This is a genomic window from Streptomyces sp. NPDC020731 (assembly GCF_044334705.1).
GTDB lineage: Bacteria > Actinomycetota > Actinomycetes > Streptomycetales > Streptomycetaceae > Streptomyces.
Genome location: NZ_JBIRTN010000026.1, coordinates 76110 through 89310 on the forward strand (window position 1 = coordinate 76110; position 13201 = coordinate 89310).

The 13201-nt window shown below is 73.9% G+C and carries 12 protein-coding genes; 6 read left to right on the plus strand and 6 right to left on the minus strand.

Annotated elements, in window-relative coordinates; all coding sequences use genetic code 11:
- Nucleotides 1–23: 23 nt before the first annotated feature.
- The 3 genes from ACH4VX_RS32210 to ACH4VX_RS32220 all read left to right on the plus strand — a co-directional run bounded on the left by ACH4VX_RS32210 (nucleotide 24) and on the right by ACH4VX_RS32220 (nucleotide 2053).
- Nucleotides 24–500, plus strand: coding sequence for a rhodanese-like domain-containing protein (locus ACH4VX_RS32210; RefSeq protein ID WP_398372432.1), 477 nt, complete (start codon nucleotides 24–26; stop codon nucleotides 498–500).
- Between the two features lie 43 nt (nucleotides 501–543).
- The gene (locus tag ACH4VX_RS32215) at nucleotides 544–1056 is read left to right on the plus strand and encodes an immunity 21 family protein (protein ID WP_398372434.1); all 513 of its coding nucleotides are present in this window, start codon (nucleotides 544–546) and stop codon (nucleotides 1054–1056) included.
- 151 nt (nucleotides 1057–1207) lie between these two features.
- The gene (locus ACH4VX_RS32220) at nucleotides 1208–2053 is read left to right on the plus strand and encodes an SDR family oxidoreductase (RefSeq protein WP_398372436.1); all 846 of its coding nucleotides are present in this window, start codon (nucleotides 1208–1210) and stop codon (nucleotides 2051–2053) included.
- 15 nt (nucleotides 2054–2068) lie between these two features.
- On the opposite strand, the gene ACH4VX_RS32225 is transcribed toward ACH4VX_RS32220, so the two are convergent.
- Both ACH4VX_RS32225 and ACH4VX_RS32230 read right to left on the minus strand, forming a co-directional pair.
- Nucleotides 2069–3757: a DUF885 domain-containing protein gene (locus ACH4VX_RS32225; protein ID WP_398372437.1), complete on the minus strand. Its 1689-nt coding sequence runs from the start codon at nucleotides 3755–3757 to the stop codon at nucleotides 2069–2071.
- A gap of 32 nt (nucleotides 3758–3789) precedes the next feature.
- Complete coding sequence (locus tag ACH4VX_RS32230; protein WP_398372439.1) at nucleotides 3790–4281, minus strand: Lrp/AsnC family transcriptional regulator; 492 nt, start codon at nucleotides 4279–4281, stop codon at nucleotides 3790–3792.
- A gap of 72 nt (nucleotides 4282–4353) precedes the next feature.
- On the opposite strand from ACH4VX_RS32230, the gene ACH4VX_RS32235 reads away from it, so the two are divergent.
- Complete coding sequence (locus ACH4VX_RS32235; RefSeq protein ID WP_398372441.1) at nucleotides 4354–5529, plus strand: trans-sulfuration enzyme family protein; 1176 nt, start codon at nucleotides 4354–4356, stop codon at nucleotides 5527–5529.
- 196 nt (nucleotides 5530–5725) lie between these two features.
- Here the strand turns inward: ACH4VX_RS32235 and ACH4VX_RS32240 are convergent, their stop codons facing one another.
- From ACH4VX_RS32240 to ACH4VX_RS32255, 4 genes are all read right to left on the minus strand, one after another.
- Complete coding sequence (locus ACH4VX_RS32240; protein WP_398372442.1) at nucleotides 5726–6997, minus strand: GNAT family N-acetyltransferase; 1272 nt, start codon at nucleotides 6995–6997, stop codon at nucleotides 5726–5728.
- A 97-nt stretch (nucleotides 6998–7094) separates the two neighbouring features.
- Nucleotides 7095–8681, minus strand: a complete 1587-nt coding sequence (locus tag ACH4VX_RS32245; RefSeq protein WP_398372444.1) for an alkaline phosphatase D family protein — start codon at nucleotides 8679–8681, stop codon at nucleotides 7095–7097.
- 113 nt (nucleotides 8682–8794) lie between these two features.
- Nucleotides 8795–10225, minus strand: a complete 1431-nt coding sequence (locus ACH4VX_RS32250; protein ID WP_398372445.1) for a PLP-dependent aminotransferase family protein — start codon at nucleotides 10223–10225, stop codon at nucleotides 8795–8797.
- 55 nt (nucleotides 10226–10280) lie between these two features.
- Nucleotides 10281–11111 (minus strand): alpha/beta fold hydrolase, encoded by an 831-nt coding sequence (locus ACH4VX_RS32255; protein ID WP_398372447.1) that lies wholly within the window; start codon nucleotides 11109–11111, stop codon nucleotides 10281–10283.
- Between the two features lie 153 nt (nucleotides 11112–11264).
- Here ACH4VX_RS32255 and ACH4VX_RS32260 point away from each other — a divergent pair, with 153 nt between their 5' ends.
- A complete protein-coding gene (locus ACH4VX_RS32260) occupies nucleotides 11265–12152 on the plus strand; it encodes an RNA polymerase sigma-70 factor (RefSeq protein ID WP_398372449.1) in 888 nt (295 codons plus the stop codon).
- A 163-nt stretch (nucleotides 12153–12315) separates the two neighbouring features.
- Complete coding sequence (locus ACH4VX_RS32265) at nucleotides 12316–13077, plus strand: GntR family transcriptional regulator (RefSeq protein WP_398372451.1); 762 nt, start codon at nucleotides 12316–12318, stop codon at nucleotides 13075–13077.
- Nucleotides 13078–13201 lie beyond the last annotated feature (124 nt).

The window sequence follows — 13201 nt, forward strand, 5'->3', positions numbered from 1 at the left end:
CTCGCGGCCGTAGCTTCTCTCCCATGACCACCACCGCCGTGAACCCCGTCCTGCGCGTCGCCCCCGCCTCCCCGGCCGAGGCCGCCGCCCACTTCCGCGCGAGCCTCGCCTTCCACGCCGATGTCTCCGACGTGGCCGCCGCGCTCGCGGCCGGCGGCGACCCCGGGTTCGTCCTGGTGGACTCCCGTTCCACCGAGGCCTGGGAACAGGGCCGCGTCCCCGGCGCGGTGCACCTTCCCACCGCGCTCGTCCCCGAGCAGGCCGCGGAGCTCCTGGATCCGTCGGTTCCGGTCGTGACGTACTGCTGGGGCCCCGGCTGCAACGGCGCCACCCGCGCCGCGCTCGCCCTCGCCGAACTGGGCTACCGGGTCAAGGAGATGCTCGGCGGATTCGAGTACTGGGCGCGTGAGGGTTTCGAGTTCGACACCTGGCAGGGCCGCGATCGCCGTGTCCCCGACCCGCTGACGGCACCCGCGGGAGCCGACGACTGCGGATGCTGAAGCCCCGGCTCCGGTACGGGAGTCGACCCGGTAGGTTCTGCGCATGGTGCGATACGCGGAGCCGGGCACGGTCGAGTGGGTGGAGTCGGGCGGCGGGCCCCTCATCGCGGTGCCGGAGACGGTGCTGCCGTTCTGGACCGGCGCCGACGGCGAGGAGACGGCCTCGGACTACGACCGGGCCTGCGAGGTGGACGAACTCGTCGGACTCCTCCCGGTCGGCGACGCGGCGGCCCTGGTCCTGGGCGACGAGCCCGCCGCGACCGCCTTCCTGCCCGAGCACGACACCCTCGTCCGCCGGCTCGCCGGTGACTCCGAGGCGGAACTCCTGGCGAGCGTCCCGGCGGCGCTGCGCACCGCGCGGTGGCAGCCCGAGGTGCACTGGAAGGTGCCCGGCACGGTCGTCCTGTTCGACGCGGCCTGGCCCGGCAGTGACTCCACGGGCACCGACCATGTGAGCCTCATGCTCACTCCGGGCCGTTACGCGGTCCGCGCGGCCCGGGTCCGGCCGGGCCCGGAAACCTGGCTGGTCCTCGTCCGGGTCCGACCGCTGCCCTGACCCGCCCACCGCCACGGCGGTCGCGCCCGCCACCGGGGGCCGGAGGGCGACCCGCCGGCCTCGGCCGGGATCGGAGCGGTGGCCGCGCGGGCGGGTGTCGCGGCCGGTATGCGCGTGCGCCGGCCCGCCCGGCCCTGCATCATGGATGACCATGCCCAAGCTCCCGCACCCAGCACCCGAAGCGCTCCGCCGTGACCCCCTGCCGCTGCGGGGCCGGACCGCACTGGTCACCGGGGCCAGTCGGCGTGGTGGCATCGGTCATGCCGTGGCCCGGCGTCTCGTCGCCCACGGGGCGAGTGTCTACCTGCACCATCACGTGCCGCACGACGCCGCCATGCCCTGGGGCGCCGACCGGATCGAGGACGTGACCGCCTCCGTGCGCGACGCCCTCGGCGACCCCGACGCCCACGTGCTCGCCGGCCCCGGCGACCTCACCGACCCCGCGGCCCCCGCCGAACTGCACGCCCGGGCAGCCGAGGCGCTCGGCGGACGGCTCGACATCCTCGTGGCCAACCACGCCCTCAGCGGCTCCGACGGCGATCTCGACACCGTCGACGCCGCCATGCTCGACGCGCACTGGGCCGTCGACGCCCGCTCGGTGCTGCTGCTCGTCCAGGCCCACGCCCGGCACCGCGCCGCCCTGCCCCCGCGCACCCCGGGCGGGCGCGTGGTGATGATGACCTCCGGGCAGGACATCGCCGGCGGTATGCCGGGCGAGATCGCCTACGCCGTCCAGAAGGGCGCACTCGCCTCGGTCACCCGCTCCCTGGCGACCGCCCTGGCCGAGCACGCGGTCACCGTGAACACCGTCAACCCCGGCCCCGTGGACACGGACTACCTGACCGGCGACACCTACGACGCCATCGCGGCCCTCTTCCCCGCCGGCCGCTGGGGCATGCCCGACGACCCCGCCCGCCTCATCGCGTGGCTGGCCACGGACGAGGCGGACTGGATCACCGGACAGGTCATCGATTCCGAGGGCGGCTTCCGGCGCTGACGGCGCCGGCCCGGCTCACAGCGCCGACAGCTCGTCCACCAGGTCGTCCAGGCCCAGCGAACCCTGGGACAGCGCCGCCATGTGCCACGCCTTGAGGTCGAAGGCGTCGCCGTGCCGCTCGCGGGCGTTCTCCCGGCCCAGCAGCCACGCCCGCTCGCCGAGCTTGTAGCCGATCGCCTGGCCCGGAATCGTCAGATAGCGGGTCAGCTCGCTTTCCACGAAGTCCGCCGGACGGCTGCTGTGCGCCCCGAAGAACTCCTCGGCCAGCTCCGGCGTCCAGCGCTCACCCGGGTGGAACGGCGAGTCCGCCGGGATCTCCAGCTCCAGGTGCATGCCGATGTCGACGACGACCCGGGCCGCCCGCATCATCTGCGCGTCCAGGTAGCCCAGCCGCTCCTCGGCGTCCGTGAGGAAACCCAGCTCGTCCATCAGCCGCTCCGCGTACAGCGCCCACCCCTCGGCGTTGGCGCTGACCATACCGACGGAGGCCTGGTAGCGGGAGAGGTCCTCGGCCACGTGCACCCACTGCGCCAGCTGGAGGTGATGGCCGGGGACGCCCTCGTGGTACCAGGTGGAGACCAGGTCGTAGACCGGGAAGCGGGTCAGGCCCATCGTGGGCAGCCAGGTGCAGCCCGGCCGGGAGAAGTCCTCCGACGGGGGCGTGTAGTACGGCGCCGCCGCGCTGCCCGCGGGGGCGATCCGCGACTCCACCTTCCGTACCCGCTCGGCGAGGTCGAAGTGCGTGCCGTCCAGGGACTCGATCGCCCGGTCCATCACGCCCTGCAGCCACGCGCGGACCTCGTCCACGCCCTCGATGTGCCGGCCGTGCTCGTCCAGGTGCGCCAGCGCCACCCACGGCGTCCCGGCGCCGGGCAGGACCTTCTCGGCCTCCTTCTTCATCTCGCCGAGCAGCCGGTGGTACTCGGACCAGCCGTACGCGTACGCCTCGTCCAGGTCGAGATCGGTGCCGTTGTAGTAGCGGGACCAACGGGCGTAGCGCTCCCGGCCCACGGTGTTCGGGGCGCCCTCGATTGCCGGCGCGTACACGTCGCGCATCCAGTCCCGCAGCTCCACGACGGCCGCGGTCGCCGCGCGGGCGCCCTCGTCCAGCTCCGTGCGCAGCGCGTCCGGTCCCGCGGCGGCGAAGTCCTCGAACCAGCCGCGGCCCTCGCCGGTGTCCGCCCACTCGGTGAGCTGCCCGACGAACGTCTCCGTCGGGCGCGGAGCCGCGTACAGCCTGCGCTCCAGGCCCAGCGCGAGGGACTCCCGGTAGCCCGCCAGTGCGGCCGGCACCGCGCGCAGCCGCTCGGCGAGCGCCGCCCAGTCCTCCTCCGTCTCCGCCGGCGTCACGGTGAACACCTCGCGCACCGAATGCGCGACCGTGCCCAGGTTGCCGACCGCGCGCAGACCCTCGTCGGCCTCGTGCACGGCCAGCTCGGCGGTGAGCCGCTCGCGCAGCAGTCGGGCGCAGCGGCGCTCGATGTCGCTGTCCGCGCCCGGCTGTCGCTCGGCCTCGTCGAGCCGCACGAGCGTGGCCCGCCGGAGCTCGGCGAGCGCCTCCTGTCCGGCGGGCGAGAGGTCGGGCAGGCGGGAGGAGCTCGCCTTCACTCCGAGGAACGTTCCGGTGACCGGGTCGAGGGCGATGAGCTCGTCGACGTAGGTGTCGGCGACCTGACGGGGAAGCGCGCTGTGGGTCTGAGACATGCGGACCATCCTGGTACGCGGCCCGTTGCCCGTCATCCCGTTTGAGCTGTGGGCGAAGACGGCAGCATCGGGCCGCAGTCCCACTGCTGGAAGATCAGCCGGGTCTCCACGCGGGCCACCTCCCGCCGGGACGTGAACTCGTCGAGCACCAGCCGTTGCAGATCCGTCATGTCAGCGACCGCGACATGCACCAGATAGTCGTCCGGGCCGGTCAGATGGAACACGGTCAGCGACTCCGGCAGTGCCCGGATCCGCTCCACGAAGGGTCCCACCAGCTCCCGCCGATGCGGTCTGACCTGCACCGACAGCAGCGCCTGCAGACCCCTGCCCAGCTTGGCGGGGTCCAGTTTCAGCCGGTGCCCGAGGATCACGCCGGAACGGCGCAGCCGGGTCACCCGGTCCAGACAGGTCGACGGCGCGACCCCGACCTGCGCGGCGAGATCCCGGTACGTCGTCCGGGCGTCGTTCTGCAACAGCCGCAGCAGATGAAGGTCCACCGGATCCAGTACGACAGATTCGGCCATCGACCGAACGTAGCACGGTGTCCGACGCGAACAGCCCGTTCGGTGTTCACCCTTCCGTCCATGGACTTGGGCATGGACACGCGACGCACCACACGAGCACTCGCCACCGAGGCCGTGCACGCAGGCCGCGACGACCTCGCCGGACTGGGACTGCACGCCCCGCCGATCGACCTGTCGACCACCTATCCCTCGTACGACAGCCGCGCCGAGGCGGCCCGCATCGACGCCTTCGCCACTACCGGCGCCGAACCGGAGGGCCCGCCCGTCTACGGGCGGCTCGGCAACCCGACCGTCGCCCGCTTCGAGACCGCCCTGGCCCGGCTGGAGGGCACCGAGTCGGCGGTCGCGTTCGCCAGCGGCATGGCCGCCCTCAGCGCCGTCCTGCTGGTCCGCGGCTCGATGGGACTGCGGCACGTCGTCGCCGTACGCCCCCTGTACGGGTGCAGCGACCATCTGCTGACCGCCGGACTGCTCGGCTCCGAGGTCACCTGGACCGATCCGGCCGGCGTCGCCGACGCGCTGCGCCCCGACACCGGCCTGGTGCTCGTGGAGACCCCGGCCAACCCCACGCTCGCCGAGATCGACCTGCGGGCCGTCGCCCACGCCTGTGGCTCCGTGCCACTGCTCGTCGACAACACCTTCGCCACGCCGGTCCTCCAGCGCCCGGCCGAGCACGGGGCGCGGCTGGTGCTGCACAGCGCCACCAAGTACCTCGGCGGCCACGGGGACGTGCTGGCGGGCGTGGTGGCCTGCGACGAGGAGTTCGCCGGGCGGCTGCGCCAGGTGCGGTTCGCCACGGGCGGTGTACTGCACCCGCTGGCCGGCTACCTGCTGCTGCGCGGCCTGTCGACCCTGCCGGTACGGGTGCGGGCCGCGTCCGCGGGTGCCGCCGAACTCGTCGGCCGGCTCGCCGCCGATCCGCGCGTGGCCCGGGTGCACTACCCGAGCATCGGCGGGGCGATGGTCTCCTTCGAGGTGCACGGGGACCCGCACGAGGTGATCGCCGGCGTACGGCTGGTCACCCCGGCGGTGAGCCTCGGCAGTGTGGACTCCCTCATCCAGCACCCCGCGTCCATCAGCCACCGCATCGTCGACGCCGACGACCGCAGGGACGCGGGTGTCAGTGACCGGCTGCTGCGGCTCTCGGTCGGCCTGGAGGACGTCGAGGACCTGTGGGCCGACCTGGACGCGGCCCTGGGGGAGCGGGTCGGGACACCCGTACCGGCGGAGGCGCCGGCCCGGGGCTGAGGCCGGACACACGGGGAACGGCCCGGCGGTGTGATCCGCCGGGCCCTTCCCCGTGTGCCCGTGCGGCGGCCGGAACCCCGTGTTCACGCGCTCGCCGTGCGCCGGCCGGCGCGTTGTGGCCGTCGCCCCGTGGCCGCGCGGTGGCCGTGGCTTCGTGCTCGGGCGCCGTGCCGGCGCCGCGTGTCCGCGCGACGGGCTACGACCGGCCGATCCGCTCGCCGTGCTCCCGCTCCTCCTTCGCGCGGCGGTCCGCCACGGCGTCCAGGCGGGCCGTGACGACCAGCGTGCCCTCCTCGATCTGGTAGTCGAGCGGCAGTCCCAGGCCGCGCATCGCGGCGACCATGCCGGTGTTGGACGCCTGCGTCACGGCGTACACCTGGGCGCAGCCGTCCTCGGCCGCCATCGCCACCAGCCGGGTGAGCAGCTCGGCGCCGATGCCCCGGCGCTGCCAGGCGTCCTCCACGACCAGCGCCACCTCGGTCTCGTCGCCGTCCCAGAGCAGATGGCCGAGGCCGACGATGCGGCCCGAGGCGGTCTGCGCGGCGAGCGTGCGGCCGAAGCGCGGGCTGAGCAGGTGGTTCAGATAGCGGTCCGCGTCGCCGACCGGCCCGTGGTACCGCATCCGCAGGGTCTCGGTGGAGCACCGCTCGTGCATCGCCCGCGCGGCCGCCAGATCGCCGGTGTCCGCGCGGCGCACGGAGATGGCACTGCCCTCCGGCAGCGTGAGGACGTCACGTCCGCGCGGGATCCGCGGACCGAGCCGGGCGTCCAGCTCCACCAGAGCGCGGGCGCGGGCGAACTCGGTGGGCGTGAAGGGCAGATACGGCCGCTCCACGGTGATCACCCCGCCCTCCGGGGCGCGCAGCCGGATCACGGTGTCCTCCAGGCAGCCCTCCTCGGGCACGGTCCCGGGCATCCGCCGGCCGCCCATGGACGTGGCGGGCCTGGAGTGGATCGTGCACCGGCCCAGCAACTGGCGCAGCGCGAGAGGAAGTTCGGCCGCGTCCTGTGCGGTGCGGGCGGCCAGCCCCAGGATCCGGGTCGGCGCGTCCACCAGGTCATGGGTGTCGGCCCGCTCGGTCCAGGTGTCCGAACCCCCGGCGAGCGACACGGCCGCGACGAGGTCCGTTCCCTCCGGTGCCCGCAGCAGGAACTCGTCGACGGTGTCCTCGCCCAGCGGGTGCGTCTGCAGGCTCAGGATGTCGACCCGCCGCTCGGCCAGCGCCGTGCAGAGCATGGCCAGCGCGCCCGGTTCGTCCCTGACCGTCGTCCGCATCCGCCACAGCACGCTGCCCCCGGCCACGGCGGAGGGAGGCAGGGCACCGCCGGTATCGCGCGCCGGCGGTGCGTGGCCGTGGCGCCGTGCCCACCACGCGTGGAAGGCGGCCGTGCACCGTGCGGCGAGTTCGACGGGGTTCCACCGGCGGTGCGCGGGGCCGGTGTGCCGGGTGTTCGTCACTTCAGACATGTCTCGACTCATACAGCCACTGTGAAGGAACCGTGTTTCGTGATCACGAACGCACTGTGACTGATGGGTAAAGCGTGCTTCCGCCCGTTTTGTTGAGTTACTGACCGACCAGGCCCGGCCGCAGCGTCTTCGTGAACAGCACGGTGCCGTCCTGCTCCCGCATCCGCACCGTCAACTCGCCGCTGTCGCCGTCGATGTCGACCTCGCCGAAGAACTGGTAGCCGCCGGCGGGCGAGACGTTCGAGGCGCTCGGCGCCTTCACCCACACCCGCTCCGGGCCGAAGGTGCCGTCGAGCGCACCGGCCGGGAAGGCGCCCGCGTTCAGCGGACCGGAGACGAACTCCCAGAACGGCTCGAAGTCGTCGAACGCGGCCCGCGAGGGCTGGTAGTGCTGCGCCGAGGTGTGGTGCACGTCGGCGGTCAGCCACACCGTGCCGGTGATCCGCCGGTGCTTGACGAACCGCAGCAGCTCCGCGATCTGCAGCTCCCGCCCCAGCGGCGTCCCCGGGTCGCCCTGGGCCACCGCCTCGACGTTCTGCCTGCCTTCACTCGTGTCGGACACGACGAGACCGATCGGCATGTCGGCGGCGATCACCTTCCACACCGCCCGCGACCGCGACAGCTCCCGCTTGAGCCACTCCAGTTGCTCCCGCCCGAGGATGCCCTGGGGGTCCACGGTCCGGTCACCGGAGGAGTTGGCATTGCGGTACGTCCGCATGTCCAGCACGAACACGTCGAGCAGCGGCCCCTGCCGCAGCACCCGGTACACCCGGCCCTCCCGGGCACCCGGCCGCAGCGTGGACATCGGGAAGTACTCGCCGAACGCGCGCCGCGCCCGGGCCGCCAGTACGTCGACGCTCTTCTCCGTGTACCGGGCGTCCGTCTCCGCGATCCGCTGGCCCGGGTACCAGTTGTTGCGCACCTCGTGGTCGTCCCACTGCACGACGGACGGCACCTGGGCGTTGAACCGGCGCAGGTTCTCGTCGAGCAGGTTGTAGCGGAAGTTGCCCCGGAACTCGGCCAGGGTCTCGGCGACCTTGGCCTTCTCCTCGGTGGTGACGTTCCGCCAGACGCCGCCGTCCGGCAGGGCGGCGGTCGCGGAGACGGGACCGTCGGCGTAGACGGTGTCACCGCTGAACAGGAAGAAGTCGGGGTCCAGCCGCGCCATCGCGTCGAAGATGCGGTAGCCGCCGAAGTCGGGGTTGATGCCCCAGCCCTGTCCCGCCAGGTCGCCCGACCACAGGAACCGCACACCGTCCCGGCGCCGGGCGGCGACCGTGCGGAACGTGCCGGTGACCGGCTCACCGGTGCGGCGCGGGTCGTCGGGGTCGGCGAGCAGCACCCGGTAGTGGATCTGCTCGCCGGACGGCAGTCCGCGCAGCCGGGTCGTACCGGTGAAGTCGGTGCCCGTGCCGAGCAGCGGACCGTGCCACCTGTGCGGGCGACGGAACGACTCGGTCGCCGACGTCTCGACGGTCATCCGTGCCGGACGGTCGGAGCGCACCCACACCAGCCCCGAGTCACGGGTGACGTCGCCGGTCTGCACGCCCCACTCGGCCCGTGGGCGCCCCGAGCGGGCGAAGGCGGGCGCCGCGCCGAGCGCGGTGGGCAGGGTCAGGGCCGCCGAGGCCGCGAGCGAGCCGCGCAGCACGGCGCGACGGCCGGGGAGCGGACGGTGTGACATGGATGCGCCTCCAGGGACGGGATCCGGCCAGTGTGCGCAGCCACAACTACTCGGGCGGCGCGGCTCGCACGCGAACCCAGGGTGAACAACTCGCACGGGCGGGGAGCGGGCACCTATCGGGCGGCGGCCTGTGCCATCAGACGCACGCCCTCGCGGATCCGCGCGGGCGTCACATGCGCGTAGCCCAGCACGAGCCGTACGTCCTCCTCCGGCGCCTCGTCGTGCGCGTAGTCCGTGAGCGGGCGCACCGCCACACCGGCCTCCGCCGCGCGCGCGAGGAAACGCTCCCGCGGCCCGTAGCGCCCGGGCAGCGAGACGATGACGTGCAGCCCCGCCGCGATCCCGGAGACCCCGGCGCCCGGGAAGTGCTCCCCGAGGGCGGCGACCAGGGCGTCGCGCCGTTCGCGGTAGGCGCGCTGGCAACGCCGGAGCTGACGGTCGTAGTCGCCGCGCTCCAGGAACCGGGCGAACAGCGCCTGGTCCAGGGTGGGGTGGCCGAGATCCATGGTGCGCTTGCGCTCCACCACCTCCTCGGCCCACCCCTGCGGCACCAGCAGCCAGCCGAGCCGCAGCCCCGGGGCGAGGGACTTGCTGACCGAGCCGGTGTAGGCCACGCGCTCGGGGTCGAGCCCCTGAAGGGCGCCGACGGGTGCGCGGTCGTAGCGGAAGTCGCCGTCGTAGTCGTCCTCCAGGACGATTCCGTCCACGGACCGCGCCCAGTCGAGCAGATCGGCCCGGCGCCGCGCGGAGTACACGATGCCGGTGGGGAACTGGTGCGCCGGGGTCACGACGGCCGCCCGCACCCCCGACGCCCGCAGCGGTTCCATCGCGAGCCCTTCACCGTCCACCGGTACGGGTACGGCGGTGACCCCGGCCGCGGCGTACAGGGACTCGTGCTGCGGGCTGCCGGGATCCTCCACACCGACGGTGCGCACCCCGCGCGCGTGGAGGGCGAACCCGAGCAGTGCCGTCGCCTGCGCGACTCCGGAGACCACCACGATCCGCTCGGGATCGGCCACCACGCCCCGGCGCCGCGCGAGCAGTCCGGCCAGTGCCGTACGCAGCCGGGGCAGCCCACGCGGATCGGGGTAACCCAGCTCCTGGTGCGGAAGCTCCGCGAGCACACCACGCTGCGCCGCCGCCCATGCCGCGCGGGGGAACAGCGACAGATCGGGTGTGCCGGGGACGAAGTCCGCGCGGGCGCCGGGGGCGCGCGGGGCGAGGTCGTGGGCGTGCGGGCGGGCGGCCCGTACCGCCGCTCCCACCCACGTCCCGGAGCCCCGGCCGGAGCGCAGATAGCCTTCCGCCGTCAGCTGCTCGTACGCCTCCGTGATCAGCCCCCGCGACACACCGAGGTCGGCGGCCAGGTCACGGCTCGACGGCAGCCGGGTCCCCGGCGCGAGCCGCCCCGCCCGCACCGCCTCGCGCAGCGCGGCCTGCAGCGAACGGCCACGCGCGCGTGCCGGTGCGGCGGCGGCGGGCAGCAGCAGCTCCCAGGCGGAGGAGGCGGCGGGCCCCTCGGGGCCGGTCTGCGGTGACGTCATGACGGGGCCACACTAGGCGTTCCCGGGCCACGGGGCGCCGCCGTACGGATCGCCCTCAGCGGCTGCCGTCGAGGATGACGCGCGCGACCAGCGCCGGGTCGTCGTTCATCGGGACGTGGCCGCAGCCGGGCAGCCGGACCAGTCGGGCCCGGGGAATGATCTGCTTGGCGCGCACGCCCTGGCGGGGGATCAGCAGCCGGTCCCGGGTGCCCCAGGCGACGGTCACCGGGATGCCGGGCACATCGTCGGTGAACCGTACGGCGGTGCCCGCGCGGAGGGTCTCGGCGAAACCGGTGGCCCCGGCGAGCGCGAGCGTCTCGGCGACCACGGCCTCGGGGGAACGCCGCCCCGGACGGGCGTAGATGGTGCTGGTCAGCGCCGCCCGGCCGGCCGCGAAGCGGGCGAGGCGCTCGACCAGCGGAAGCGGCATCCGTTCCGCGATCCGCCGCATGCCGATCAGCACGCCGAAGGCGTACCGCCGCTCGGCCCGGGTCCAGAAGCCCGCCGGGGACAGGGCGGTGACGGACCGTACGAGCCGTTCCCGGCCGAGTTCCAGGGCGAGCAGGCCGCCGAGCGAGTTGCCCGCGACATGCGGCCGGTCGAGCTCCAGTTCCTCGCACAGGGCGCTCAGGGCGGCGTTCATGGTCGGCAGGTCGTGGGTGAGGCCTTCGGGCAGTGACGGGGAGGCGCCGAAGCCGGGCAGGTCCACGGCGATCACCTCGCGCTCGGTCGCCAGGATGTCCACCACCGGGTCCCAGGCCTGGCGGTGATGACCGATGCCGTGCAGCAGGAGCAGCGGTTCGCCGCGGCCCACACGCGCGTAGGACAGGGTCACGGTCTGCGGGCCGAGGGGGGAGGTGACCTTGAAGGAGACGGTCGCGGACATGAGGGTGCTCCTCGTCTGGGACTCGCGGAAACGGACGCCGCCCGGCGCCGTGGACAGCTTGTCAGCAATTGCTACCGACGGGTAGCCCCCATGTCGGTGGCCGGCCGCCGGTGCCGCCTGGACACGACCGCGCGGGTCGGTTGGGATGGTGCCGTGACCACCGACACCGTGACCGACGTCTTCGAGGAACACCGCCCCGTCCTCCTGGGGGTCGCCTACCGCATGCTGGGCCGGGTGGCCGACGCGGAGGACGTGGTGCAGGACGCGTGGCTGCGCTGGTCGGGCGGCGACCGGGCCGAGGTGCGCGAACCGCGCGGCTACCTGGTGCGCGTCACCACCCGCCTCGCCATCGACCGGCTGCGCCAGATCAAGGCGCGCGGCGAGACGTACGTCGGCCCGTGGCTGCCCGAGCCCTACGTCACCGACTTCGGCGACACCGTCCCGGACGCCGCCGAGCGGGCCGTCCTCGCCGACTCCGTCTCCCTCGCCGTCCTCGTCGTCATGGAGTCCCTGTCGCCGCTGGAGCGCGCGGTGTTCGTGCTGCGGGAGGCGTTCGGCTATCCGTACGCCGACATCGCGGCCATGCTCGACCGCGGCGAACCGGCCGTACGCCAACTCGCCGGCCGGGCCCGCACGCACGTCGAGGAGCGCCGCCCGCGCTACGAGGTCGACCCCGCCGAGCGTCGCGACCTCACCGAACGCTTCCTGGCCGCGGCGGCCGACGGCGACCTGGAGGGCCTGCTGGAACTGCTCGCCCCGGATGCGCGTCTGGTCGGCGACAGCGGCGGCAAGTCGCGTGCCCCGCTGCGGGTCCTGGAGAGCGCCGACCACGTGGGGCGCTTCCTCCTCGGCGTCACCCGCAAGAGCGTGCCGGACCTCTCCTTCCGCTTCCTGGAGCTCAACGGCGGCTTCGCGGTGCTCGTCCTGTCCGGCGACAAGCCCGACTCCGTCGTCCAGCTCGACGTCGCCGACGGGCGCGTCCGGACGGTGTACGTCATCCGCAATCCCGGCAAACTGCGTTCGCTCGCCGCGGTCCGGTAGAAGCCCCCGCACCGGAGCCCCCGTCGTGACAGCGGCCTCGCCGTTGTGCCCGATTGGTATTGACCAAGGGTGAGGGGCGCCTTATGGTCGCAGATAAGTGAAACAACCTTTAATAAACAAGGGCGCTAAAACGCGGCCGGACACGGCGATCGTGGAGGACAGGGTGGGGACCACGCAGCTGGAAACGGTGCCGGAACCGAAGTACTGGCATCTCAGGACCGTGCTCAGCGAGGCGCTGGACTCGGAGTTCTCCGTGGGTGAGATCCTGCCCAACGAGCGCGACCTCGCCGCCCGCTTCGGCGTCGCCCGCGCCACGCTCCGACAGGCCCTGGAACAGCTCGAACTCGAAGGCAGGCTGCAGCGCCGCCGCGGTGTGGGCACGACGGTCGCCCCGCCGCGCATGGGCGTGTCCGTCGGCACGGCACAGCACGCCTGGCCGGGCGGGCCGCACGACGCCTGGCAGACCCTCGACTGCGTGCTCGAGGTGCCGCCCGCCGCCGTCGCCGAGACGCTGGTGACCGGCCCTGACGAGCCCGTGCACGTCGTGCGCCGCTCCCGCGTCTCCCACGGCCAGCCCGTCGCCGCCGAACTCCTCTACGTCCCGGCGGACTCGGTACCGGACCTGTCCGGCATCGACGCGCCGTCCGGCACGGCACGCGCGCGTGCCGTGCTGCGGGAACTGCAGCGCCTGGAACTGGAGCGGCAGGAGAACGCGGTGGAGCTCGGCTCCGCCCGCGCGGACGACGCGCGCGAACTGGACCGTCTGCCCGGCGCGCCCGTTCTCGTCGTCACCACCCGCTTCATCGCCCGCGGCCGTACCGCCGCGCTCTCCGCGGCCACCTACCGCGCGGACACCTGCCGCCTGACCTTCGGTGACTCCGGCGGCGTCGAGATCCACCACGGCCCGGAACGCCGCGCGTCCTGACACCGCGCCGGCCTGTGGGGGCGCACTCGCGCCCTCTCACCGGCCGGCCGGGTACGGGCGTGCCCGCGGCTCCCGGCCGGGTGGCCGGTGACGGGGCGGGGGTTCCGCACCGGTGCGAAGGGCG